The organism is uncultured Sphingomonas sp. (assembly GCF_913774285.1).
Classification (GTDB): Bacteria; Pseudomonadota; Alphaproteobacteria; order Sphingomonadales; family Sphingomonadaceae; genus Sphingomonas.
Window position 1 is genome coordinate 1 of the sequence record NZ_CAJYHX010000029.1, and the last position, 24445, is coordinate 24445.

General features: G+C 67.6%; 24 protein-coding genes and 1 tRNA gene. 5 read left to right on the forward strand and 20 right to left on the reverse strand.

The genetic code is table 11. From position 1 onward, the window contains the following. Window positions 1-49: 49 nt before the first annotated feature. Window positions 50-126, forward strand: a tRNA-Met gene (locus QZ670_RS16020). Between the two features lie 202 nt (window positions 127-328). Here the strand turns inward: QZ670_RS16020 and QZ670_RS16025 are convergent. The 9 genes from QZ670_RS16025 to QZ670_RS16065 all read right to left on the reverse strand — a co-directional run bounded on the left by QZ670_RS16025 (window position 329) and on the right by QZ670_RS16065 (window position 7765). Then, window positions 329-739, reverse strand: a complete 411-nt coding sequence (locus tag QZ670_RS16025; RefSeq protein ID WP_294257098.1) for a c-type cytochrome — start codon at window positions 737-739, stop codon at window positions 329-331. Beyond that, window positions 729-1625 carry a cytochrome c oxidase assembly protein gene (locus QZ670_RS16030; RefSeq protein ID WP_294257099.1) on the reverse strand — a complete coding sequence of 299 codons (897 nt, stop codon included), beginning with the start codon at window positions 1623-1625 and terminating at the stop codon, window positions 729-731. The genes QZ670_RS16025 and QZ670_RS16030 overlap by 11 nt, the downstream gene beginning before the upstream one ends. Next, entirely contained in the window at window positions 1613-1939 is a 327-nt protein-coding gene (locus QZ670_RS16035; protein WP_294257100.1) for a hypothetical protein, read from the reverse strand. The genes QZ670_RS16030 and QZ670_RS16035 overlap by 13 nt, the downstream gene beginning before the upstream one ends. Next, complete coding sequence (locus QZ670_RS16040; RefSeq protein ID WP_294257101.1) at window positions 1936-2553, reverse strand: cytochrome c oxidase subunit 3; 618 nt, start codon at window positions 2551-2553, stop codon at window positions 1936-1938. Before QZ670_RS16040 ends, QZ670_RS16035 begins: the two co-directional genes overlap by 4 nt. Further along, window positions 2550-4448: a cbb3-type cytochrome c oxidase subunit I gene (locus QZ670_RS16045; RefSeq protein ID WP_294257102.1), complete on the reverse strand. Its 1899-nt coding sequence runs from the start codon at window positions 4446-4448 to the stop codon at window positions 2550-2552. Before QZ670_RS16045 ends, QZ670_RS16040 begins: the two co-directional genes overlap by 4 nt. After that, window positions 4445-5404: a cytochrome c oxidase subunit II gene (coxB, locus tag QZ670_RS16050; RefSeq protein ID WP_294257103.1), complete on the reverse strand. Its 960-nt coding sequence runs from the start codon at window positions 5402-5404 to the stop codon at window positions 4445-4447. Before coxB ends, QZ670_RS16045 begins: the two co-directional genes overlap by 4 nt. Then, window positions 5401-5874 carry a c-type cytochrome gene (locus QZ670_RS16055; protein WP_294257104.1) on the reverse strand — a complete coding sequence of 158 codons (474 nt, stop codon included), beginning with the start codon at window positions 5872-5874 and terminating at the stop codon, window positions 5401-5403. The genes coxB and QZ670_RS16055 overlap by 4 nt, the downstream gene beginning before the upstream one ends. Window positions 5875-5918: 44 nt before the next feature. Next, window positions 5919-6959 (reverse strand): ATP-dependent DNA ligase, encoded by a 1041-nt coding sequence (locus QZ670_RS16060; protein ID WP_294257105.1) that lies wholly within the window; start codon window positions 6957-6959, stop codon window positions 5919-5921. A 74-nt stretch (window positions 6960-7033) separates the two neighbouring features. Next, the gene (locus QZ670_RS16065) at window positions 7034-7765 is read right to left on the reverse strand and encodes a DUF72 domain-containing protein (RefSeq protein ID WP_294257106.1); all 732 of its coding nucleotides are present in this window, start codon (window positions 7763-7765) and stop codon (window positions 7034-7036) included. Between the two features lie 94 nt (window positions 7766-7859). On the opposite strand from QZ670_RS16065, the gene xth reads away from it, so the two are divergent. Beyond that, window positions 7860-8636: an exodeoxyribonuclease III gene (gene xth, locus QZ670_RS16070; protein ID WP_294257107.1), complete on the forward strand. Its 777-nt coding sequence runs from the start codon at window positions 7860-7862 to the stop codon at window positions 8634-8636. 562 nt (window positions 8637-9198) lie between these two features. Here xth and QZ670_RS16075 read toward each other — a convergent pair. The 8 genes from QZ670_RS16075 to QZ670_RS16110 all read right to left on the reverse strand — a co-directional run bounded on the left by QZ670_RS16075 (window position 9199) and on the right by QZ670_RS16110 (window position 18833). Then, the gene (locus tag QZ670_RS16075) at window positions 9199-10161 is read right to left on the reverse strand and encodes a fumarylacetoacetate hydrolase family protein (protein ID WP_294257108.1); all 963 of its coding nucleotides are present in this window, start codon (window positions 10159-10161) and stop codon (window positions 9199-9201) included. Window positions 10162-10490: 329 nt separating this feature from the next. Further along, window positions 10491-11054, reverse strand: a complete 564-nt coding sequence (locus tag QZ670_RS16080) for a cupin domain-containing protein (protein ID WP_294257109.1) — start codon at window positions 11052-11054, stop codon at window positions 10491-10493. Between the two features lie 11 nt (window positions 11055-11065). After that, window positions 11066-12250 carry an MFS transporter gene (locus tag QZ670_RS16085; RefSeq protein ID WP_294257110.1) on the reverse strand — a complete coding sequence of 395 codons (1185 nt, stop codon included), beginning with the start codon at window positions 12248-12250 and terminating at the stop codon, window positions 11066-11068. Then, window positions 12247-13404, reverse strand: coding sequence for an alpha/beta fold hydrolase (locus tag QZ670_RS16090; RefSeq protein WP_294257111.1), 1158 nt, complete (start codon window positions 13402-13404; stop codon window positions 12247-12249). Before QZ670_RS16090 ends, QZ670_RS16085 begins: the two co-directional genes overlap by 4 nt. 3 nt (window positions 13405-13407) lie before the next feature. Next, window positions 13408-14310, reverse strand: coding sequence for a VOC family protein (locus QZ670_RS16095; RefSeq protein WP_294257112.1), 903 nt, complete (start codon window positions 14308-14310; stop codon window positions 13408-13410). Between the two features lie 18 nt (window positions 14311-14328). Next, window positions 14329-15444, reverse strand: coding sequence for an FAD-dependent oxidoreductase (locus QZ670_RS16100; RefSeq protein ID WP_294257113.1), 1116 nt, complete (start codon window positions 15442-15444; stop codon window positions 14329-14331). A 3-nt stretch (window positions 15445-15447) separates the two neighbouring features. Next, window positions 15448-16419, reverse strand: a complete 972-nt coding sequence (locus tag QZ670_RS16105) for an MBL fold metallo-hydrolase (protein ID WP_294257114.1) — start codon at window positions 16417-16419, stop codon at window positions 15448-15450. A gap of 11 nt (window positions 16420-16430) precedes the next feature. Beyond that, window positions 16431-18833, reverse strand: a complete 2403-nt coding sequence (locus tag QZ670_RS16110; protein WP_294257115.1) for a TonB-dependent receptor — start codon at window positions 18831-18833, stop codon at window positions 16431-16433. A 115-nt stretch (window positions 18834-18948) separates the two neighbouring features. Here QZ670_RS16110 and QZ670_RS16115 point away from each other — a divergent pair, with 115 nt between their 5' ends. Then, window positions 18949-19860 (forward strand): LysR family transcriptional regulator, encoded by a 912-nt coding sequence (locus QZ670_RS16115; protein ID WP_294257116.1) that lies wholly within the window; start codon window positions 18949-18951, stop codon window positions 19858-19860. A gap of 7 nt (window positions 19861-19867) precedes the next feature. Here QZ670_RS16115 and era read toward each other — a convergent pair whose 3' ends face one another. The 3 genes from era to lepB all read right to left on the reverse strand — a co-directional run bounded on the left by era (window position 19868) and on the right by lepB (window position 22480). Next, window positions 19868-20776, reverse strand: a complete 909-nt coding sequence (gene era, locus QZ670_RS16120) for a GTPase Era (RefSeq protein WP_294257117.1) — start codon at window positions 20774-20776, stop codon at window positions 19868-19870. Between the two features lie 169 nt (window positions 20777-20945). Further along, window positions 20946-21605, reverse strand: coding sequence for a ribonuclease III (rnc, locus tag QZ670_RS16125; RefSeq protein WP_294257365.1), 660 nt, complete (start codon window positions 21603-21605; stop codon window positions 20946-20948). Between the two features lie 11 nt (window positions 21606-21616). Next, on the reverse strand, window positions 21617-22480 hold the full coding sequence (lepB, locus tag QZ670_RS16130) for a signal peptidase I (protein WP_294257118.1): 864 nt from the start codon (window positions 22478-22480) through the stop codon (window positions 21617-21619). A gap of 104 nt (window positions 22481-22584) precedes the next feature. Between lepB and pgi the strand changes: the two genes are divergently transcribed. Both pgi and QZ670_RS16140 read left to right on the forward strand, forming a co-directional pair. Beyond that, entirely contained in the window at window positions 22585-24081 is a 1497-nt protein-coding gene (gene pgi / locus QZ670_RS16135; RefSeq protein WP_294257119.1) for a glucose-6-phosphate isomerase, read from the forward strand. After that, window positions 24078-24386 (forward strand): alkylphosphonate utilization protein, encoded by a 309-nt coding sequence (locus QZ670_RS16140; RefSeq protein WP_294257120.1) that lies wholly within the window; start codon window positions 24078-24080, stop codon window positions 24384-24386. The genes pgi and QZ670_RS16140 overlap by 4 nt, the downstream gene beginning before the upstream one ends. The last annotated feature ends 59 nt before the right edge of the window (window positions 24387-24445 follow it).

Here is a 24445-nt window from a genome sequence, read left to right on the forward strand (position 1 = left end):
CCCATTCACATGTCCCCCGTTCTGCCTCCTTGCGAGGCACCAGCATTGGCGCGGGGTGGAGCAGCCCGGTAGCTCGTCAGGCTCATAACCTGAAGGCCGCAGGTTCAAATCCTGCCCCCGCAACCAACAAAAAGCCGCCACCCCACCGGGTTTGCGGCTTTTGTCGTTAGTGGACAAAACGCGGTGCCTGCGAACCGCGCCGTCCTCCTGCCGACCCAGGCAGGACCGCCCGGCGGCGCGGCGCACTCACCGCCTCGGTCCTCCGCCTCCATTCTCCTGGCGTGCACCAGCGGCGCGAGCATCGGTGGACGACGCTCACCCGTAGGACCTAGCGCCGCAGCGTGTACAAATAGGCGGCGATGTCCCGCGCGTCCTGCGGCGTTACCCCCTGATCCGGCATGGCGGTGCCGGGCACAACCTGCTGCGGATGCTGGATCCAGCGTTCGAGATTGGCGGGATCGTTCGGCCGCATGCCCGCAATGAAGCTGCGGGTCGCGATGCCGTTCAGCGCAGGTCCCGCCACGCCGGCGGCCGCGCCGATACCGGAGATTCGGTGACAGGCGCCGCAATTATACCGTCCGATCGCAGCCTTCCCGGCCTGCACACTGCCCCCTGTCATCGCCTCGGCATGGGTGCGTGCCTGGGCGATGTCTTGGTAATAGACGCCGGCGACGGACGCGACGCCGATCAGTGCGGCGAGCACGGTCATTCCGTAGACGAAGCGCAGCTCAGACGGCATCGGCGGTCCTCGGTGGAGCGATGAGGGTACGGAACAGGAGCAGCGCCGCGCCGAGATGGACGAGGCCACCGGGCACCCACATGATCAGCCCTGCCACCTGCTGGTCCTCGGCCGGGGTGAGGCCGAAGGGGGCGGGCGCCAGCCGGGCGTAGCCGGCGTACCAGGGCGAGGTGGCGAAGGCCATCAGCGCGCCGAGTGCGCCGGTGACGATCGAAGTGGCGAGCAGGCACAGCCCGGCCAGCGCACGATCGGCTGCCGCACTCGCACCGGCGCCGCGCCGTCCCAGCATCGCAGTCCAGAAGAGCAGCGCGCTCCCCAGGAAGCAGCAATGCTGGACGGCGTGCCAGGCTTCGTTGGCGAGGGCGATATCGAACAGGCTCGGCATGTGCCAGATCCACAGCACCGCCGCCTGCAGGAGCGTCGCGACGACGGCGCCGCTCGCCCAGCGGTAGGCGGGCGAGACCGCCATGCTTATCGCCCCAAGCGTGCGGCGGGCGGCGGGCGGGAAGGCCCACAGCATCGTCGCGAGCGGCTCGGCCAGCACCAGCAAAGGGGCTGCGAGCAGCATGATCAGCTCATGCTCGATCATGTGCGCGGTGAAGCTCCGCTCGCCCGCTTCGTGCAAGGGAGAGACGAGCGCGCCGGCGAGCACCACCCACCCGATCGCGAACCAGATGCCATGTCGCTGGAGGCCCGCTCGACCGCCGGTCGAGCGGGCGCGCAGGCGGCGCCATCCGCGACCGAACGCGACTGCTGCGATCAAGAGCGGCAAGATAATCGCCGGATCCCAGGTCCAGCCCGGCGGTGCGGTGTGATCGTGGCCGGCATGGGCGAGCGCCACGCTCGGCAGCAGGAGCAAGAGGGCGACGACGCTCAGGCGACGCATGTGGGCACAATCAGCACGGAAAGCGTCTGGAAGGCGATGGCGAGCGCGAAGATTGCGGCCAGCAGCAGCGCGACGCGCGAAAGCCAGGCGCGCGGCGGCGTCTGGTCGCCGGCGGGTTTGGCGCAGGGCCAGGCGATCGCTATCGCTGCGGCGCAGACGGCCAGGCTGCCCAGGCCCCAGCCCAGCCCGAGCCCATCGCCGACGGGCGCGCACGAAACCTTCAGCACGCTTCCCAGGCCCAGCTGGAAGACATACCAGGCCAGCGGCGGCAGGAGCAGCGCCGCCCAGGGACGGATGCGATGCCAACGGCTCATCCCAGCCTCGGCGCCAGGTAGATCAGCGCGCCGACCGGCAGCCAACTGAGCACCACGAAGGTCCAGTAATTGGCATTGTCCTCCACATCGGCGAACTGGTCGTCGCCCACCTCATGGGTAAACAGCCAGACCGCCTGCACCGCCGTGTCGCCGATGTCGGTGATCAGGTGGCTGGTGTGGAGGATGATCAGCATCCAGGTCAGCGATCCATAGGCATTGTCGGTCCAATGCACGTTGAGATGCGCGAACTCGATCCCGCGCGGAATCAGCAGCAGCAGACCGAGGATCGTCATGCCCAGGGTGCCGAAGCGTACGCCCCACTCGTTCTTGGTAACGGCGCAGTGGCGCACCCAGAGATTGGGGATCTCACTGAGGAACAGACCCAGCGTGAGAACCGCCGGCCAGAGCAGATCGGGCGGGCGGGTGCCGGCAGGCGGCCAGCCGCGCGTCTGGCTCATCAGGTACAGGTAGGTGCCGGCGGCCAGCGCGAAGGCGGTGCCCTCGATCGCCATGAAGCCGATATTGCCCCACCAGACGAGATGCTTCGCCCCGCTGGCGCTCTCGGGCAGGTCCGAGACGTCGCCGACGATCTTGCAGCGGCGGGCGTCGCTCATCGGCGCACCCGCAACGGGCCGGTGCTCGCCCGCTCGCGCTGCGGCCAGAACCAGATGATCAGCGCGGCCGCTACCGGTACTGCGCCCCACACCAGCGCCCAGGGCGTGAAGATGCTGCCGATGAACAGGATCGTCACCGCCAGCGCCGAGAGCAACGGGGCGATCGAAGGCTTGGGGCTCTTCTGCCGATATTCGGGCGTCGCCTCGATTACCGAGGTGACCAGCACCTCGCGCCGCTCGACGGCGAGGCCGGTCATCCCCTGCAGTTCGTCCTTCTGCGTCCAGAGCGGCGTCAGGCTGTCGACCACCGGCAGATGATCGAAATTGTGCTGCGGGGGCGGGGAGGGGACCGCCCATTCGAGCGTCGATCCGCCCCAGGGATCGGGTCCGGCATGCGCGCCGTGGCGCCTGCTCCACCAGGCATTGGCGACGAACACCAGCCCGCCCGCTACCGCGATCGCCGAGCCCAGCGTCGCGATCAGGTTGAGCAGGCCCCAGCCCATGCCCTCGCTATAGGTGTAGACCCGGCGCGGCATGCCCATCAGCCCGAGCAGGTGCATCGGGAAGAAGCCGAGGTTGAACCCGCCGACGATCAGCCAGAAGGCACGCTTGCCCCAGCGTTCGGACATCAGCCGCCCGGTCGCCTTGGGGTACCAGTAGCAGAAGGCGCCGAGCAGCGGGAAAATGGCGCCGCCGATCAGCACGTAGTGGAAATGGGCGACGATGAAATAGGTGTCGGTGATCTGCTGGTCGAGCGGGGCGGAGGCCGCCATCACCCCCGACAGGCCGCCGATTACGAAGGTCGCGATGAAGCCGAGTACCCAGAGGAGCGGCGTGTCGAAGCGCGGGCGGCCGCTCCACAGCGTCGCGATCCAGCAGAAGATCTGCAGGCCTGCGGGTAGCGCCACCGCCATGCTCGCCGCGGTGTAGAAGTCGTTGCCCAGCCGCGGCAGACCGACGGCGAACATGTGGTGGACCCACAGCCCGAAGGCGAGTGCGGCGATGCCGAGCATCGACAGCACCACCGCGACATGGCCGAACAGCGTGCGGCGCGAGAAGGTCTCGACGATCATCGAGACGAAGCCGGCGGCGGGCAGGAAAATGATGTAGACCTCTGGATGGCCGAACCACCAGAACAGGTGCTGGAACAGGATCACGTCGCCGCCCGCGGCCGGCGCGAAGAATTGTGTCGAGACCAGCCGGTCCGCAATCAGCATGCTGGTGACCAGCATCACCGCGGGCAGCGAGACGATCGTCATCAGCCCTGCGATGGCCTGCGACCAGACGAACACGGGAATGCGCGCCAGCGTCATCCCCGGCGGGCGCATCTTGAGCACGGTGGCGACGACGTTGACCGAGGCGGCAAGCGCCGCGACTTCGGTGAAAGTGATCATCTGCGCCCAGATGTCGACGCGGTTGCCGGGGCCATAGCCGGGGCCGGAGAGCGGCGGATATTCGAACCAGCCGAGATCGGGGGTGATGCCGAAAGCGTGCGGCACCCACAGCATCAGCACACCGCCCAGGTACAGCCAGTAGCTGAACGCCGCGAGCCGGGGGAAGGCGAGCGCGCGCTGGCCGAGCATCAGCGGCACCAGCCAGATCGCCATCGCTTCCATCACCGGTACCGAGACGAGGAACAGCATCGTCGAGCCGTGCAGCGAGAAGCTCTCGTTGTAGAGCTGTGGCGTCATCCGGCCCATGTCCGGCCAGGCGAGCTGCAGCCGCATGTCGAGCGCGAGCATGCCCGCCAGGAACATCAGCAGCACGACGGTGAGGATGTAGCGCGCGGCGATGCGCTTGTGGTCGACGGTGGTGAGGAAACCCCACAGCCCCGGCGCGTCGCGCCACGAGACGGCGAGCCGCTCGGTCTGTTCGGGGGTGAGCGGCTGGGTCATTGCAGTCCCATCAGGTAGCGCGAGGCGGCGTCGACATCGGCGCCCGAGAGCGCAACCGGCGGCATCATCGTGCCGGGCTTGAGCGCCTGGGGCTGGGCGATCCAGCCCTGGATCGCGCCGCGGCTCATCGTCAGCGTCCCGGCCGCCACCGAGCGCCGGCTGCCGAAATGGGTGAGATCGGGGCCGGCGCGGCCGGTTGCGGGGGTGCCGCGGATGGCGTGGCACATTGCGCATTGCCCGCCGGTCACCACCTGCTGCCCTCGCGCGGCGACGGGATCGGCGGGCGTGGCGGAGGCCCTCGCCTGGCCTGCCAGCCAGCGGTCGAAATCTTCCGCCGCGTCGACCTTCACGTCGAACGCCATGTGCGCGTGCTGGATGCCGCAGAACTCGGCGCACTGGCCGCGGAACCAGCCGGGGCGGGTGGGGGTGAGGTCGAGCAGGTTGATGCGCCCGGGGATCACGTCGAGCTTCTGGGCGATGTTCGGCACCCAGAAGCTGTGGATCACGTCCGCCGATCCCAGCGCGACCCGGGTGGTGCGGCCGAGGGGCAGGTGGAGTTCGTTCGCGGTCTCGATCCAGCCGCCGGTGCGCGGATCGCGATACTGGATACGCCACCACCATTGATGGCCAGTCACCCGCACCTGCAGCGCATTGCGCGCCCGCGCGGCGGCGATGTTGCGCTCGACGAGAAAGCTGGCGGTGATCAGCACGGTGAGGCCGACGACGATCAGCCCGGCCCAGCCGAGCAGCCCGCGATTGAGCCCCACATCGGGTGGGTTTATCGCCGGGTCGCCTGACGTGCGGGGCCGGCGAAGCGCGCGCCACAGCGTCCAGGCAAGACCAGCGAGTACCAGCAGGTACATCGCGCCGCATACGGCCATCATCAGCCAGAACAGGCCATGGATACCCGCCGCCTGTTCCCCCGCCGGTGCCAGTGCCGATTGCAGCCCGCTCACTGCACCGGGCCCGTCCAGTTGCTGCCTTGGGGCTCGCCGACCTGATCGACATCCTGGCGGCGACGCTTCTCCGGCGCCAGTCGCGGCAGGTTCCGGACATAGGCGGTGATCTGCCAGAGTTGCTCAGTGGGAATGCGCGTGGCGTACCCGGCGGGCGTCCCGGGATGCTGGCTGGCGATGAATCCATAGACCTGGTCGAGGTCACCGCCGTGCACCCATGCCCGGTCGCCGAGGTTGCGCGTGCCCTCGGCATTGCCGCCATGGCAGCCGCTGCAGCCATACCAGGTGAAGTAACGCCCGCCCTGCGCGACCTGATAGAGGTTGCGCTCATAGGCTGCCGCGCGCGGATCCTGCGCGCCGGTGGGGGCGGTCTGGGGCAGGTCCGGGCCGGCGGTACGGCTCTCCGCGCTACAGCCCGCTGCAGACAAGGCGATCAAAGCGGTGAGGCATGCGCGACCGACGGACTTCACCACGCCTTGGTCGCGAACCCAGGCGCTTGCTTCAATTACACAAATTAGTTTTGATCAGCGTCCGTCGATGTACCCGCCAGCGTCGACAATTCTGCCGGGCGGACCTCTCGAATCAGCTGCTCCATCCGGCACTGCGCAGGAGCCTTGTCCGGGCGCCAGCGCAGCAGCTTCGTGCCATGGCGGAAGCGGTCGCCGGTGACCTGGTCGTAGAGCACCTCCAGCACGCATTCCGCCCGGAGCGGCACCCATTCGCTTTCGACACCGTTGTTCCACCGGCTAGGCCCGCCCGGCGCCTTGCCGGTGAAGCCGGGCGCTTCGACCAGCGGCTCCAGCTTTTGCAGCAGCGCCGGGCGCTCGGCCCCAGCGATCCCGGAGGTGAAGCCGACATGGTGCAGCAGGCCGGCATCGTCGTAGAGGCCGAGCAACAGCGATGCGACGCCGTCGCCCTCCTTGGTCCGGCGGAAGCCGCCGACGACGCAATCGGCGGTGCGGTGTTGCTTCACCTTCAGCATCGCCCGCTCGCCGGGGCGATAGGGGGCGTCGAGCCGCTTGGCGACGACCCCGTCCAGCGCGCCGCCGCCTTGCGCGAGCCAGGACTGCGCCATGTCCAAATCCTGCGTTCGGTGCGACAGCAAGAGGGCCGGTCCGCCATGCGCCTGGTGAAAGGCTTCCAGCGCAGCGCGGCGTTCATGTAGCGGCGCCTGGAGAAGCGCCGCACCACCGATGCCGAGGCAATCGAACAGCATCAGTTGCGCGGGCGTTTCGTGCGACAGACGCTGGATTCGGCTCGGCGCGGGGTGGAGGCGCGCCTGGAGTGCGTCGAACGAAAGCACATCGCCGACCGGGAGTATCAACTCGCCGTCGAGGATGAAGTCCGGACAGTCTACGGCGGCGATGGTAGCGACGATCTCCGGAAAATAGCGGCTGAGCGGCTTTCCCGATTTGGAAAGAATCTCGATCCCGCGCTCGCGACGGAACACCAGTGCGCGAAAGCCGTCCCATTTGGGTTCGAACTGCCAGCCGGCTTCCTCCGGCAGCGCGGCGACCAGCTTGGCTTCCATGGGGGACAGATCGGGCATGGCCATGATGCTCCCTTGGACGGCGGTGCGCAGACCGAACGCGTGGCGCCCTGCCGGGTTCAGCCGGTGGAGGGCGGCGGCTACGCGGCGTCTTCAAGCAGTCTCGAAAGAAGCAGCGCATCCCCCATCGCGGCGGAGGAGGCCGTGTTGTCGAAGATGCACCATATCGACTTATCGGATGCGCTGTCGGCGCTGAGACTCGCTGCCACCTCCCGCAGCCGCGGCTCGCCATAGGCCGACCGGTACATCACGGGGGAGCCGTGCAACCGCCAATAGGAAAGCCCGCGCCACCCGCCCGGTGTGGCTGCTTCGGGGACCCTCGCCGGATCGGCGGCGACGCGCGCGACATTCAGACCGGCAAGGAGCGCGTCGGCTTCGGCCGTGAACCAGCTCGCGTGACGGGGTTCGCAAGCGAGCGGAACGGCGGAGCGCGTCGACAGTGCGGCGCAGAATGCGGAAAACAGTTCTGCGTCGAACGCGAAGCTCGGCGGCAGCTGGAGGAGCAGCACCGCCAGTTTGTCGGTCAGGCCGCCGACCTCCTCAAGAAACTGATCGAGCAGCGCGTCCACATCTGCGAGCCGCTGCGTATGGCTGATCGTCTTCGGCATCTTGGCGGCGAAGCCAAAACCGTCCGGTACGCTTTCCGCCCAGCGCTGCCAGGTCGTTCGCCGATGCGGGCGATAGAAGGAGGAGTTGATCTCCACGCCGGTCAGCCGCATCGCATAGCGCTGCAGCGCGCTGCCCTCGGCGGGGAAGTAGGGTCGGTCTGCTGCGGGGATCGCCCAGCCGGCGGTTCCGATCACCGGTCGCATCTTCCTCCTCCATCGCCGCGGGTTCTCGACCCTCTGATCGATTTCGGATCGTGTTCGTTCCGGCTGGCGGCAAGGTAGCGGGAGCGAAACGCCGATGAAGATCGCAACCCACAATGTGAACGGCGTGAACGGTCGCCTGCCGGTGCTGCTGCGCTGGCTGGAGGACGCCGCGCCGGACATCGTCTGCCTGCAGGAGTTGAAGGCGCCCCAGGACAAATTCCCCGAAGCCGCGATCCGCGACCTCGGTTATGATGCGCTGTGGCACGGCCAGAAAAGCTGGAACGGCGTCGCGCTGCTCAGCCGGGTGGGCGAGATCCACGAAACGCGCCGTGGGCTGCCGGACGATCCCGACCCGTCGCAGAGCCGCTATCTCGAGGCGGCGGTGAACGGCGTGCTCGTCGGCGGACTGTATTTGCCAAACGGCAATCCCCGGCCGGGTCCGAAGTTCGACTATAAGCTCGCCTGGTTCGAGCGCCTGATCGCGCATGCTGCGACGTTGGTCGAAAGCGGGCTCCCGGTGGTGCTCGCCGGTGACTTCAACGTGATGCCGACCGAGCGCGACGTCTACAAGCCGGAGCGCTGGCTGGACGACGCGCTGTTCGCGCCCGAGGTGCGGGCGCTCTATGCCCGGCTGCTGGCGCAGGGCTGGACCGATTCCCAGCGCAGCCTGCATCCCGCCGCGACCATCTACACCTTCTGGGACTATTTCCGGAACGCGTTCGCACGCGATGCAGGATTGCGCATCGACCATCTGCTGCTGAGCCCGCAGCTTGCCGACCGGCTGACCGACGCAGGCGTGGACCGGCGGGTACGCGGCTGGGAAAAGACCAGCGATCACGCCCCCACCTGGATCCGCTTGCGCGACGATTGACCCTGCGCGGCCCTCCGCCATGCGCTCGGCCTTGTGCACTTTTGATGATGCTCGCCGCCCGTGCCGCCAGCTTGTGGGGTTTGCAGAGGATCGGGCGGTCGCGCGCGTTGCGCGGGATCAACGACTTGCTGCTGCCGCTGCTCGCCAGCAGCGCAGACCCTGCCCGGCAAAAACATCCTAGCCTGGATTAGAATGAGCGGGCTTCATCCCCGCCCTGTTCGCCTGCGGTAGCCCGCGGCGCGTGTCGGGGTGCCTCCGCGACGACGCTGTGCGCGCAACATAGGTAACGGAGAAAGTTCGCCGGATTCTGAAGGGGGAAGGGTCACGTGTTGGTTCGAGGATGGGGGGATGACGCGTTGCAGCTAGGCGAGGCGCAACGGTGCGCCTTCCTCCTAGCGATGACGGCATCGGCTTCCAGCCGGGTGGCGCGCCGTTCGACTGCCGCTCGGTCGTGCCGCTGGCCGGCTGGTCCGCCGCCTTATGATCCAGGGCTTGGAAGCGGGCGTATCGCCCGCCTGGTGGAGGCCGGCCGGAGCTGGCCCGTGCTCCCGCAACGGCCTTCTCACGTCGCCCGCACCACTCGCTGATTGATCGCGCCGAACGGCCCGCCTTGCTCCCCAGCATGCATCCGCACGCGATCGCCGGCGCGCAGAAAGGGCGTGCGAAACGCGCCATGCGCGATCTTCTCGATCGCGCGACGTTCGGAGATGCAGGTCGATCCCACCTCCGCATGCTCGGCATTGGAAACCGTTCCGGAGCCGATGATTGTTCCAGCCGGCAGGCTGCGGGTTCGCGCGGCATGGGCGATCAGCTCATGGAAGCCATAGGCCATCGCGTCCCCCTTGGGGCTCCCGAACCACGCCCCGTTCACCTCAACGGTGAGCGGCAGGCATACCCGGCCGTCGCGCCAGGCGTTCTCCAGCATGTCGGGCGTCACCGCGAATGGCGCGACGCTGCATGCCGGCTTCGCCTGCACCCAGCCAAACCCGGTCTTCATTTCGAGGGGTGCGATCGTCCGCAGCGACCAATCGTTGATCAGCACGATCAGCCGCACATGGGCGAGGGCTTCCTCGGCCGGGCACCCCATCGGCACCGCGCCCGTAATCACGCCGAACTCGCCTTCGAAGTCGATGCCGTCGGCTTCGTCCGGGAACGGCGCATCCTCGGTCGGCGCCAGGAATTGATGGCTCATGCCCTGATACATCAGTGGCTTGTCGGTTTCGATCGGCGCGTGGTTGAACGCCTGCTGCATCAGCTCGCCATGCGTGGGAAACGCCGATCCGTCGAGCCACTGCCAGGTGCGCGGCAGCGGCGCGCGCAGCGGGACGCCGTCTAGCGGGGCGCCCTCGCCAGCCGCCAGACGGGCGGCGATACCCTGCACCGCCGGCAGCGCTGCGTCCCAATTTTCGAGCAGGGCCAGCAGGTTGGGCCAATCCCGCCCGGCGGCCATGCAGCGGCGCATATCGGGCGAGACGAGCAGAAGTTCGCCGTCGGGGGTGCCGTTGTCGCGAGTGGCGAAGCGCATGCGAGAAATCCTTCAGGCGTGGGTGTTAGGAGAAAGGCGTCGCCAGCCAGTGTCCGATCGATCGGCGCTTCGGCATCCGTGTTGGCGGTAAGGCTTGGCGCATCGGCATGGGCGTTGGTCGGCGCGGGATAGCTGCCGAAGACGTGGCCGAGGGTGAATCCTCGACATGGGCGATCGCGGCATTCGGGAAGCGGCACAGGAGCGCCGCCGCGGAGAAGGGGCCATGCTTGGCCCCTTCTTGCAGGATGGCTCGGACGAGAATGTCCGCGCAGCATTCGGCCGGGCAGCGCCAGCTGGTCGCCTGCGCCCGGAGATCGTCACGTGCATCGTCAGCGTTTCAGGCTCGCGTCGAACGCGCCGTCGATCAGGATGAAGGCGATGCGGCAGTTCTTGTCCGAACGATTCGCCCAGCCATGGTTGGTGCCGCGCTGGATGACGATGTCGCCGGCGCGGACCGTCGTCTCGCCTTCGTCCATGATCAGCACCAGCTCGCCTTCGAGCACGATGCCATAGTCGATCGTCTCGGTGCGGTGCATCAGTGCATGCCGCGATCCTTCGCCATGTGCCGAGGCATCGCCGGCGCCGACTTCGGCGAAATGTGCCTTGGCCTCCTCGGGCGTCATGTTGCGGATGCCGTCGCCCTCGGGCGGAATGTCGAGCACGCGGATGCGCGTGCCGTTCTTCGGGGGTGCGAGGACGATGCCGGTTTCGGGCGGCTCGCCCGAGGCGGCGTCGATCGGCGCGGGCGTCGCCTGGGTGTTCCACACTTCGTGGAACAGCGGGCCGATATCGCCGCCGACGCGCTGGACGCGCGGCACGACACCGTCTTCCTGGATGATCGCGCGGCCCTGGGCATCATGGCCGGTGACGACGCGGCGAACGGACTTTTCCATGGGGTGTTCCTTCAGGCAGGGAGGGGGCCGGGCGCGCGCCTGCCGGCGAACAGGGCGGCGATCGCCCCGGCCAGCGCGAGCCCGGTATAGAGAAGCAGGGTCTGCGAAAGGCCGCCGGTCACGGGGATCAGCAGCGTGGTGATCAGGGGCGCGGCGAACTGGCCGAGGAAGAAGGCCCCCGTCCAGGCGCCGGTGCCCGATCCGCGCGCGGCGGCGGGCAGGCGACGCATCACCCAGGCGAGCATGTTGGGCAGCAGGATGCCGCTGCCGACACAGGCGAGCACCGCGCAGGCGGTAATCGGCCCGAACCCGGGCACCAGCGCCGCGCCGGCATAGCCGATCGCCACCAGCGCCAGCCCGGTAGCGAGCAGCCGCGGCCCGGCATGCGCCTTGAACCGGCCGAACAGGATGCTGCCGATCGCGACGCCCAGATTGGTGCCGGCCGCCGCCAGCCCGATCAGCGCGGGCGAGGTGACGCCGCTGCGCTCGACGATCGGCCCGACCTGGACGATGATGGTGTAGAACAGCACGCCCACCGCAATGGTGATCAGCAGCACCGGCAGGATGGTGCCGAGCGGCAGCCGCACCTTGGGCGCGGCGTGGCGCGCGCGCTGGATCGGCTCGAACAGCATCGCGACTACTGCGATCGCGATCGGCAGAGCGATGACATAGAGCAGGAACGGCCCGCGCGACCCCAGCGCCTCGCCCAGCGCCCCGCCGATCGCCACCAGCAGGATGGCGCTGAGGCTTACCGAGGCCATCTGGGCAGAGATCCAGCGCTCGCGCCGGGGGGCTTCGAAATAGTCGCCGAGCATTGCGGTGGAGACGGTCATGATCGCCGCTTCCGCCAGCCCCAGCACCGCCCGCGCGGCGATGATCGCCGGCAGGTCCTTAAGCAGGAAGGGCAGCGCGCCGACCACGCCGTAGATCAGCAGCGCGATCAGCAGCACCGGCTTGCGCCCGAAGCGGTCGGACATCGCCCCCGCCACCGGCGAGAACAGGGCGATGCACAAAGCCGGGATGGTCAGCGCCACGGGCACCAGCACCGCCGATCCCGGCACCGCGGCGAATTCGCGGAGCAGCATCGGCAGCACCGGCACCAGCGCGACGATGCCCATGGTGGGCATGATCGCGGTGAGGATCAGCAGGATCGCGTGCCGGCTGGACGCGACCTGCGTTCCCGCTGCCGCGCTCATGCGGTGTGTCCGCCCAGCGTTTCGCCGAACCAGTCGGCGATATAATCGCGGCCGAACGACATGTTGTCGGCGCCGACATGCTCGACCCCGCCTTCGCGCGCGGTGAAGATCTTCAGCTCGCGCTTCGGGCTGTTGACCAGCTGGTCGTAGCAGTCATGTGCGTACTGGACGCTGATCTGGCGATCCTGCGCGCCGTGGGTGACGAGCAACGGCACCTTCACGCCGTCCATATGGCCGTTGAGGTTCATGTCGGCGGAACGCGCGAAGAAATCGTCCATGTCGCTGGCGCCGAACGCCCACATCACATGCGCCCAGTAATGCGGCACCGGGTTCTCGCCCTCGCGGTTGAGCCGCTTCTGCTGCACCTCGGCCCAATTATGGTTGGCGCCCCAACAGGCGCCCGAGGCGAAGCGCGGCTCATAGGCGACCGCACGCGGCGCGAAATGGCCGCCCAGCGAGATGCCGGTCATGCCGATCCGCTTGGGATCCACGTCCGCCTGGCGCTCCAGCCAGTCGACGGCCTTCGACGCCCAGTTCTCCGCATGCGGATCGACCGGTAACCCCTGCAGCCGCAGCGCCTCGCCCGATCCGGGCTGGTCGACGCAGAGCGTGGAGATGCCGCGCCGGGCCAGCGCCTCGGGCAGGCGCGACCAGTAGAGCAGCTCCTTGCAGCTATCGAGGCCGTTGCAATAGACCACCACCGGCTTCGGGCCGTCGCCGGGCGCGCGGGTGTAAAGCGCCGGCATGGTGCCGGTCGCCAGCGGGATTTCCACGCGTTCACGGTTGATCTGGCCGAGTGCGGTGGAGCGATCGAAGGTCGCCCGCGCCTTGGCATAGGTTTCCTTGCGGCCGGGATGGCCATGGCCCTGCATCCGCTCGCCGGTGAACAGATAGAGCGCGGCGCGCTCCAGCTTGTTCGAGGCGGAGAAGGCGCGGCCGCGCGCCTCGTCCTCGTCGGCGAGGCCGATCAGCTTGTCGGCCATCGCGACCCATTGCTCCATGAACTGCGGGGTGCCGGCATCGGCACCGGCCGCGGCCGCATCCTTGATCGGCTGGCACATGTCGACCAGCTCGCCGATCTGGCCGCCGCTCTCCATCGCGATCGCGACCGAAAGGTTCCAGATATAGTTGGGGAAATATTCGAACAGCGCCACGGCTCAGGCCTCCACCGCCATGAACAGCCCTGGATTGGGGGCAGGAAGCGGCATCGTCTGCGGACCGCCGGTGCCGATCCCCCACTGGTCCATGATCAGCGGCGCGGGGGTGTAGACCTGATGCTGGTGCGCGTCGAAATCGACCTCTTCCAGCTCCGAAGTGTATTCGGTGACGAAGCCGCTGGGCGTGACGAAATAGCTGAAGGTGTTGTTGCCGGCGGTATGGCGGCCGGGACCCCAGCCGATGTTGATGCCGTTGAGCTTCAGCCGGTGCGCGCCGCGCATCATGCCGTCGATCCCCTCCATGTCATAGGCGACATGGTTGAGGCAGGCGGGCCCCGGCAGCAGCGCAATGCGGTGGTGCGCCGAATTGCAGCGCAGGAAGCACATGAAGTCGCCCAGCCAGTCGCTCACCTTGAAGCCGAGCACGTCGGTGAAGAATTTCACCGCCGCCTGGTGATCGGGCGAGTGCAGCACGATGTGGCTGATCTTGACCGGCACGCCGTCCCAGCGGGCGATCTCGCGGCGCTGGCCGCGCGCGACGTCGCTCGAGACTTCGAACAGCAGCCCGTCGGGAGAGAAGAAGCGAAAGCCGTAGCCGCCGCCGGGTGTGCTGAGTTCGGCAGGCTCGCGGACGATCTTGCAGCCGGCGCTCTCGGCACGAGCGCGGATCGCGTCGACATCGGCGCTGCTGTCGGCGGCGAGCGCGATCACGTCGATGCGGTTTTCCTCGGCCGGGCGGAGGCGGACGACATGGTGTTCGTCGTGACCCTGGGCCTTGAACCAGGCCATGCCGTCGTTGCTCGGCACGGGCTCCAGGCCCCAGATGTCCTCGTAGAACTTTTTCTCGGCGTCGAAGTCGGTGACGGCATAGCCGACATAGCGAATTTCGGTGACTCGGGTCATGATAGGCTTTCCTGGGGATCAGATCGGTTGTGCGGTGACGGCGAACATTTCGGCGGTCGCCTTGGCGTTATCGACCGGCGGACCCTTGCCGAGCTGGCCGTGGCAGATCGCCAGGCTCTGGCGGACGATATAGGCGCAGCGATCGAAGCGGCGGGCGCGATAGGCGGTGAAGGCGTCCTCCGCCGTGTCAGCGCGGGCGAGCTCCTCTGCGAGGACGAGGCTGTCCTCGATCGCCATGCCGGCGCCCTGGCCGAGATGCGGGGTGGTCGCGTGAACGGCGTCGCCGAGCAGCACGACCCGGCCGCGATGCCATGGCCCCTCCATCAGCATGCCTTCCAGCGGGCGATAGACCACGGCGTCATCGTCGGTGATCTGCCCGGCGAGCGCCTGGATCGCCGGCGCGCAGGTGGCGAGCTTGCCGCGCATCGTCGCCGCCAGTCCCTCGCGCGGGTAGCGCGGATTGTCCGGTTCGGGCGTGGTGACGTACATGTACATCAGGTCTGCGCTGATCGGCACGAAGCCGACGCCGGTCGGGCCGTTATACACCTGCAGCGCATCGAGATCGGCGAAGCGCGGGAAATTGTAGCGCCACACCGCCTGGCCGGTAAACGCGGGCCGCTCCGCATCCGGGAACAGCGTTTCGCGGGTGTGCGAATAGACGCCGTCGGCACCGATCACGAGGTCGTAGATGCCGCTGCTGCCGTCGGAGAAGGTCACCGCAACCTGCTCGCCATCGTCGACGATGGTTTCCGCGGTGATGCACAGCCGCACCTCGGCGCCCTCCGCGATCGTGCGGTCGCCGAGCACCTTGTGCAGCGCGCGGCGGCCGATGCCGACATTGGCGGGATAGCCGTCGAGCAGCCTCGGCGCGGGCACGCGGGCAACCTTCACGCCGTCGGGCCGGAAGATCTCGACGGCGTCGAAGCCGACGCCGGCGCCCAGATAATCGTCGAGCAGGCCCAGCGCCTTCATCGCGCGCAGCACATTGGCCTGCTGGATGATGCCGACACCGTAGACCGACCAGCCAGGATCGCGTTCGATCACCTCGACGGCGAAGCCCTTGTGCCTGAGCGCGATGGCGGCGGTGAGCCCGCCGATGCCGCCGCCGATGACGAGGATCTTGAGAGACTGCATGGCTTAGAATCGTTCCAGATCTTGGGCGGCGGTCACCGGCCCGGGGAAGAATTGGTGGATGGTGGCGATGGACCGGTCGATCGCCGCCTGATCGGCGCGGGCGATCACGAGGTGGGTCAGCACCACCTGCTTCACCCCCATCGCCTTGGCCATTTCGCCGACCTGCTGGGGGGTGAGGTGATGGCGGGTCAGATGCTCGGCCATTGCATCGCGCTGCGCCGCCGGCATGTTCGGCTGGATCCGCGCGATCGCCGCCATGGTGGCCGGCACGTCGATCATCTCGCTGACCAGCAGGTCCGCGCCGCGGCCGAGCGCGTCGACGGCCGGGCTCGGCCCGGTGTCGCCGGTATAGACGATCGATTTGCCCGGCAGGTCGAACCGCAGCGCCAGCGACTGATAGTGGCGGTCCTCGGCCGATCCCGGCGCGAAGCTGTAATGGCTGTTCTTGACGGCGCGCACGGTGAAGCCGCCAAGCGTCTCCTTCGTGCCGTCCGCCATCTCGGTGACGACCACCGTCGTCGCCGGATCGATCACCGGCGCGCCGGGCAGGCCATAGCCCGCCGCCGCGGCCGGCTGCATCGAGGCGACCAGCCCGTCGACGAGCGCCTTGGTGCCCGGCGGGCCGTAGACGTGGAGCGGGCTGGGCGCGTGGGTCTGGTAGCGTAGGCCGATCAGCGCGGCGAGGCCGCCGGTATGATCGAAATGCAGGTGGCTGAGGAAGACCGCCTTCACCTGCAGCGCCTGGAGATTGACCTTGGCGAGTTGCTCCACCGCCCCGTCGCCGACATCGACCAGATAGACGTCGCGGCCGAGGACCAGCGCATTGGCCGGCTGCGACCGGCCCGGCTCCGGCACCGGGCCGCCCATCGTGCCCAGCGTGATCCAGCGCGATGCGGGAGCCGGCGTCTGCGCGTCCGCCGCACCTGCCGCCGAGAGCAGCAGGCCGGTGACGAGCAGGCGCGGAAGAAGGTGCATGGCGCGCATCCTCAGAATTTCGACGTCGCGCGCACGCCATAGGTGCGCGGCGGCGAATAGACGGCGAGCGCCGCCGAGCCGGCGCTGTAGATCTGCGCGCTGGCCTGGTAGCGTTCGTCCTCGATGTTGCGGACGAAGGCAGCGATCGACCAGCGATCATCGGTCGAGCCGAAGGCGATCTGGGCATTGCTCACCCAGGTCGCGCCGACGATCTGGTTCGGCATATATTCGAACCCGACCACGCGGCTGGTGCGATACTGCGTGTCGCCCGAGAGCAGGATCTTGTAGTCGCCCAGCGGCACGGTCTGCTGCGCGCCGAGGTTCATCGTCCATTTCGGCGACTGATAGGCGCTGCGGCCCGAGCAATCGATGTCGTACAGCCCCGCCGTGGCGCTGGCGCGGTAGGGGCAGCCGGTGATCGGCGGCGTCGCGCCGATCGGCTCGCGATAGACGAAGTCGTCATATTTCGCGTCGAGATACTGGACGTTGACGCTCAGCAGCGTGTTGCGCGTGGCGAGGAACTGCGCATCGACCTCGACACCCTTGTTGGTAGACTTGCCGACATTCTCGGTGAACTGGCCCTGGTTGCCGTTGCGATCGATGCCGGTGTGGTTGACCTGCTGGTTGCGGTACTTCCACAGGAACGCCTCGAGGTTCAGTTGCAGCCGGTTGTCGAAGAACCGGTTCTTCATGCCGATCGTGTAGGCGTCGATATATTCGGGCTGGAACGTCTCGTACCCGGCCGACAGCGCGAAGCCGCCCGAGCGATAGCCGGTCTCGTAATTGGCATAGAGCAGCGAGCGGGGGGCGACGTCGAACTCGGCGCCGAGATGGTAGGTGAAGCGATCGTTCGACAGCGGCGTGTTGACCGGCGTGACGGCGTGGATGAGCAGCGCGCCGGTGGTGCCGATCGGGCGTGCCTGGTTGTCCGGCACGCTGGGATAGCCGAGCGACGTCAGGTCCTGATAGCGGCCGGTCGACGGCAGCAGTGGCGCGTTCGGGCAGCTCGGCCGGCCCTGCACCACGGCGGTGCAGCGGACGAGGAACACGTCGGCGCGGCCGTTGAAGTCCTTGTCGTCCTTGGTGTAGCGCAGGCCGCCGATCAGCCGCAGGCGATCGGTGAAATTGGCGGTGACCCGGCCGAACCCGGCATAGGATTTGGTGCCCGAGGTGAACTGCTGGTACGCGTTCAGCGCCTGCTGGGCATAGAGATAGGTCGCCGCGACCGACTCGTCGAAATAATAGGCGCCGAGGATATAATCGAAGATGCCGACGCGGTTGCCCGCGAAGCGAACCTCCAGGCTCTTCTGCTCGTCGGTCTCCGCGACATTGCCGTAGAAGGCCGGCACGGCGAAGCGGTTGTCGAGCTTCGAATAGCGCCAGGCCGGGATCACGGTCAGCGTGCCGGCGCCGGTGCGCAGGCTGATCTCGGCATTGGCGCCGAAATAATTGTTGTCGAGATAGGGCTGCACATCGAGCGGCGTCAGCGTGCGGCCGGCGAGGCCGCTGAACAGCGTCCGGCGATAGGCCTGCGCCTCGGGCGAGAACAGCCCGCTATCCTCGCTGAGGCCCGCGGGCACGAACTGGTTGGCGGTGCCGTTGAACACGATCCGCCCCGCATAGGTCGAGCCCGGCCCCTTGCCGCCGCTATGCGCATAGTCACCGCCGATGCGCACGGTGAGGTCGGGCGCCAGTTCGCTCAGGAACTGGACGCGCAGCGCCTGGGTCTTTTCGTCGCTGGTGCCATCGGACTGATAGCCGCTGCGGCTCACCACGTTGCCGGCAATGCGCATGGCGCCATGCTCGCCCATGGCGACGTTGACCGCCCCCTGAACGTTGAACGCGTCGTAATTGCCGTAGCTCGCGGTGACGAAGCCGCTGTTTTCGCCGAGCTTCGGGCGGGTCGGCAGCACGTTGATCGCGCCCGCCGTGGCGTTGCGGCCATAGAGCGTGCCCTGCGGCCCCTTCAGCACCTCTACCCGCTCGAGATCGTAGAAGATGCCCGAGGTGGAAGTGGCGCGGCCGAGATAGACGCCGTCATAATTGAAGGCGACCGCCGGATCGCTATAGCCGTTGACGGTGAAATTGCCGACGCCGCGCAGGAAGAACACGGTGTTGGCGCCGCCCTGGGGCTGGGCGCTCAACGACGGTACCGAATTGCCGAGTTCGTTGGCGCTGGTCAGGCCCTTGCTGACCAGCTGCTCGCCGGTGACCACGGCGACCGGAATGCCCGCGCGCTGCAGATTCTCAGCCTTGCGCTGCGCGGTGACGATGATTTCCTGAAGGCCCTGCTCGCTGATTGTCGGCTGGCTGCTGTCCTGCGCCGCCGGTTGTGGGTCGCTCTGCGCCCGTGCTGCGCCGCTGGCCGCCACGAGGGCGATGGCCGAGCCGGCGAGCATCCATGCCCGTCTCACATCCTGTCTCCTGATCGTGCGGTGCTCTCCGGACCGCTGCGGACAGGATGTGTCGCATTTGATATAAATCAAAATCGTTATATTTGATGATCATTCAATCACGGGAGTTATGCCTGTGCGGCTCGACCGCTTCGACCTCAACCTCCTCGTCGCCTTCCACGCGCTGATGGAGGAGCGTAGCGTCACGCGCGCCGCCGAGCGGCTGCACCTCACTCAACCGGCAATGAGCGCGGCGCTGCGGCGGTTGCGCGAATCGTTCAACGACCCGCTGCTCGTGGCCAACGGCAAGCAGATGGTTCCCAGCCCGCACGCGCAGGAACTGGCACCGCGAGTGGCGGAGATCGTCGCGTCGTCGCAGGCGCTGATCTCAGGGTCGACGCTGTTCGATCCGCAGACTTCGCGTCGTCGGTTCCGGATTGCGGCATCGGATTACGTCACGTCGATCGCCGTTCAGCCGCTTCTTGCCGAAATGGCGGTGCAGGCGCCCGGCATCCGCTTTTCGGTGATCGGCCCGCATGCAAACGTCTCCGAACAGATGGAGCGCGGCGAAGTGGATTGCATCATTTCGCCCGAGCAGTTCCAGGCGCACGGCCACCCTTCGGAACTGCTGTTCGAGGAAGAGCATGTCGTCCTGGGCTGGCGCGAGAATCCGCTGTTCGCGCAGCCGATCACCGAGGCTGCCTATCAGGCCGCCGGGCATGTGGTGGTCGAACTCTCCAACACGCCGGCCTTTGTCGAGCAATTCGTGCGGGCGCGGGGGGACACGCGGCGAATCGAGGTGACGGTGACCTCGTTCACGCTGGTGCCGTGGCTGCTGCCCGGTACGATGCGGATCGCGCTGGTGCACGCCCGGCTCGCGCGGCTGTTCCTCGACAAGCTGCCGCTCGCCATGGCGCCGCCGCCCTTCGCGCTGCCGAAGATGCGCGAGATGATCCAGTTCAACCGCGCCAGGGCCGCCGATCGCGGGCTGCTCTGGTTGCGCGAAGGGCTGCGGCGGCACGCGGGCGATCCGGTGCCGCTGCGCTAGAGCCTCCTCAGTCGACCCAGTCGAGGCCGATCTCGCGGTAGAGGCCGCGATCCTCTTCCCACTTCGGATTGACCTTGACGTGCAGGTAGAGGTGCACCGGCACGCCGAGCAGCTTCGACAGCTCGGCGCGGGCGCGGCTGCCGATTTCCTTGAGGCGCTGGCCACCCTTCCCGAGCACGATCGCGCGCTGGGTGTCGCGCGCGACGAGGATCTGCTGGTGGATTTCGACCGAGCCGTCCTCGCGCTCGCTATACTTCTCGGTCTCGATCGCGCTGGCATAGGGCAGCTCGGCATGGAGCTGCAGATAGAGCTGCTCGCGGGTCACTTCGGCGGCGAGCATGCGATCGGTGGCATCCGAGACCTGGTCCTCGGGGAAATGCCACTCGCCCTGCGGCATCGCACCGGCGAGTGCTGCCTTGAGCTCGGGCACGCCGTCGCCGGTCTGGGCCGAGACGAAATAGGTCTCGTCGAATGCCAGCGCCTCGTTGAGCTTGGCGGCATGGCCGAGCAGGCGCGGCTTGTCGGCGATGTCGACCTTGTTGAGGATCAGGATCTTGCGCCCCTTGCGGCCGCGCAGGCTGTCGATCACCGCATGGACCTTGGGGCCGATGCCGCCCTTGCCGTCGACGACAAGCGCGACGAGATCGGCGCCGTCGGTGCCGTCCCAGGCGGCGGCGACCATGGCACGATCCAGCCGGCGTTCGGGCTCGAAGATGCCGGGGGTGTCGACCAGGATGATCTGGGTGTCGCCTTCGATGGCGATGCCCATCACGCGGGCGCGGGTGGTCTGCGCCTTGGGGCTGACGATGGCGACCTTCTGGCCGACGAGCGCATTGACCAGCGTCGATTTGCCGGCATTCGGCGCGCCGAGGATCGCGACGACGCCGCAGGATTGAGTGGTGGTGGGTTCGGTCATGGGTTCCGGTTGTACTGGGGAATGGGGATGGGGGCGAGGGGCAAAGCCCTCCTTAAGCCCCTCTTCCTGGGAGGGGGCTTTGGGGTGGAGGGATTCCAGAGCAAGGTTGGCCTCGGTGAGACACTGCCCCACCCCAACCCCTCCCCTGAAGGGGAGGGGCTTAGAATGATCAGGAATTACCCAGCTTCGCCAGCAGCGCGGCTGCTGCCGCGGTTTCGGCTTCCTGCTTGTTGCTGCCCTCGGCCGAGGCTTCGGCGAGCTTGCCGATCGACACCTTCACCGTGAAGCGCGGCGCATGGTTGGGACCGGAGCGATCGACGATCTCATATTCCGGCGGGCGGCGGTTGCGCGCGGCCGCCCATTCCTGAAGCGCCGACTTGGGATGCTTGGGGGCCTTGGCGTGTTCGTCGATCCGATTGCCCCAGGCCTTGCGCACGAAGCTCCGCGCCGCATCAAGCCCTGCCTCGCGATACCAGGCGCCGATCAGTGCCTCCATCACGTCGCCCAGCACATTGTCGCTGTCCGCTGCGCCATCGTCGCGCGCCTGCTTGCCGAGGCGAAGGTGCGGCACCACGCCCAGTTCGCGCGCGACATCGGCGCAGACGGGGCCAGTCACCAATGAATTCAGCCGACGCGAGAGCGCGCCTTCCGGCTCCTCCGGAAACCGCTCGAACAGCCATTCGGCGACGATCAGGCCGAGCACCCGGTCGCCGAGAAATTCGAGCCGTTGGTAGTTGCCGGCGGCCTGGCTGCCATGGGTCAGCGCGCGCTGGAAGCTGGGCAGGTCTTTCGCGGGGCGGCCGAAGGTCTTTGTGACCCAGCCGCCCAGATCGGGCACGCTCAGAAGCCTTCTCCGATCCGGCTCCACCGCGCCGCGGTGAACCAGGTCCAGGGCAGCAGCCAGTTGGCGCCACCGTCGGTCGACCAGAAGTTCACCACTGCCTTGCCTTCGATATTCTCGATCGGCACGAAGCCGATGCCCGAGCCGTACGGCGGCTGCTGGAAGCGGCTATCGGTGGAATTGTCGCGGTTGTCGCCCATCAGGAACACATGGCCGGCGGGGACGGTGTACACCTGGGTGTTGTCCTGCGGCAGATTGTCCTGGTCGAGCACGTTGTACTGCTTGCCGTTGGGCAGCGTCTCGCGGAACTGCGGGATGCGGCAGATCGGCGCGCCCTTGGCGTCGGCAGTCTGGAACTGCGTCGGGCAATGGGTGAAGTTGGGCGTGATCGGCAGCATGAAATCGGCGATGCGCTGCTTGGGCACCGGCTTGCCGTTGAGGATAACCTGGCCGTTGACCATCTCGATCGTGTCGCCGGGCAGGCCGATCACGCGCTTGATCCAGTCCTCGCCATTGTGGTTCGGCGCCTTGAACACCACCACGTCGCCGCGGGCGGGGTCGCGCGGCAGGATACGGCCCGGGATCAGCGGCAGGCTCCACGGCAGCGAATGCTTGGAATAGCCGTAGTTCCATTTGGTGATGAACAGATAGTCGCCGATCAGCAGCCGCGGCAGCATCGACTCGCTCGGAATGCTGAACGGCGAGAAGATGAAGCTGCGCACGACGAACACGATCAGCGCCAGCTTGAGCAGGAAGGTGGCGAGGTCCCGCCACTCCGACTTCGGCTTTTCCGGCTTTGCGCCAGGCGCTTGCACGTTTTCGGGGCGCGTGGCGCTTGGTTCGGTGGAGGCGGGCGTTTCCATGGGCACTGCTCTGCTAGGGCGCGACGGGGAGGTCAAGCGGCGGAATGAGGCTGGAATGGGCCGGTGCGGGACGATAGGGGAGCCCTGCCACCAAGGAGATGAACATGGCCTTGCCCGACTGGACGCCAATCCAAGCCCTTCCCCAGACCAAGCTCACCGACCTCTTCGCTGCCGACGCCGATCGGCTGTCGCGGCTGAGCGTCGATGTCGCCGGCATCCATTTCGACTGGTCCAAGACCCATCTGACGGCCGAGGCCGTGTCGGCCTTCGCTGCGCTGGCGCAGCAGATGGACTTCGCCGCCAAGCGCGACGCGCTGTTCGCGGGCGAGGTGGTCAACGTGACGGAAGGCCGCGCCGCCGAGCACACTGCCGAGCGCTATGAAGGCGCGCCGGAGAGCGTCGCCCGTGCGCGGTCGCAGCACGAGCGGATGCGCGGGCTGATCGACGCGATCGAGGCCGAGGCGCTGGGGCCGATCCGTCACATCCTCCACATCGGCATTGGCGGCTCCGCGCTCGGCCCGGACCTGCTGGTCGACGCGCTGGGGCGCGACATGGACCGCTATGACGTGGCGATCGTCTCCAATGTCGATGGCGTGGCGCTGGAAGACGCGATGGACGCGTTCGATCCGCAGGCAACGCTACTGGTGATCGCCAGCAAGACCTTCACCACCACCGAGACCATGCTCAACGCCCAGAGCGCGCTCGCCTGGATGGCCGAGGGTGGGGTCGAGGATCCCTATGGCCAGGTGGTGGCGCTCACCGCCTCGCCCGACAAGGCGGTGGAATGGGGCGTCGACGAGACGCGCGTGCTGCCCTTCTTCGAGAGCGTCGGCGGCCGCTATTCGCTCTGGTCTTCGATCGGCTTCCCGGCGGCGCTGGCGCTGGGCTGGGACGCGTTTGCGGAACTGCTGGAAGGCGCGGCCGAGATGGACCGCCATTTCCGCCTGACCGATCTCGCGCAGAACGCGCCCGCGCTCGCGGCCTTCGCCGACCTCTATTACACCCAGACGCGCGGCTGCGAGACCCGTGCGACCTTCGCCTATGACGAGCGGCTGAAGCTGCTGCCGAGCTATCTCCAGCAGCTGGAGATGGAATCGAACGGCAAGCGCGTCACCGCTGAAGGCGAACCCGTGACCTACCCGACCTCGGCGATCACCTGGGGCGGCGTCGGCACCGATGCGCAGCATGCGGTGTTCCAGCTGCTCCACCAGGGCACGCACCTGGTGCCGCTCGAATTCGTCGGCGTGATCGAGGCGGGCGACGCGCTCGCGCCCGAGCATCACCGCCAGCTGCTGCTCAACATGTTTGCGCAGGGCGCGGCGCTAATGGCGGGGAAGGGGCATGAAGATCCCGCGCGCAGCTATCCGGGCGATCGTCCGTCGTCGACGCTGCTGCTCGACGCCGTCGACCCGCGTACGCTGGGCGCGCTGATCGCCTTTTACGAGCACCGCGTGTTCGTGAACGCGGTGCTGCTCGGCATCAATCCGTTCGACCAGTTCGGTGTCGAGCTGGGCAAGGAAATGGCCAAGGCGGCCGACAAGGGCGGACTCGACTTCGATCCCTCCACCAACGATCTGATCCAGCGGGCGTTCGGCGCATGAGCGGCGGCGAGGACGAATATGTGTACGACGAGGCGAGCGGGGAGTGGATCCCCGCCGCCGAGGCCGCAGCCAAAGCAGCGGCTGCTGACACGGTGGAAGTACGCGACTCGGTCGGCAACCTGCTGCAGGACGGCGACCAGGTCACGCTGATCAAGGACCTGACCGTGAAGGGCGCCGGCCAGACGCTCAAGCGCGGCACCCTCATCAAGTCGATCCGCCTCACCGGCGACGCGCAGGAAATCGACTGCAAGTTCGACGGCATCAAGGGCCTGGTCCTGCGCGCGGAGTTCGTCCGCAAGCGCTGAGCCACGCACGGCGCCCTTGTTTTCGGGCGCCGCACCCTATCTTTGCCTCGACCCTTTCT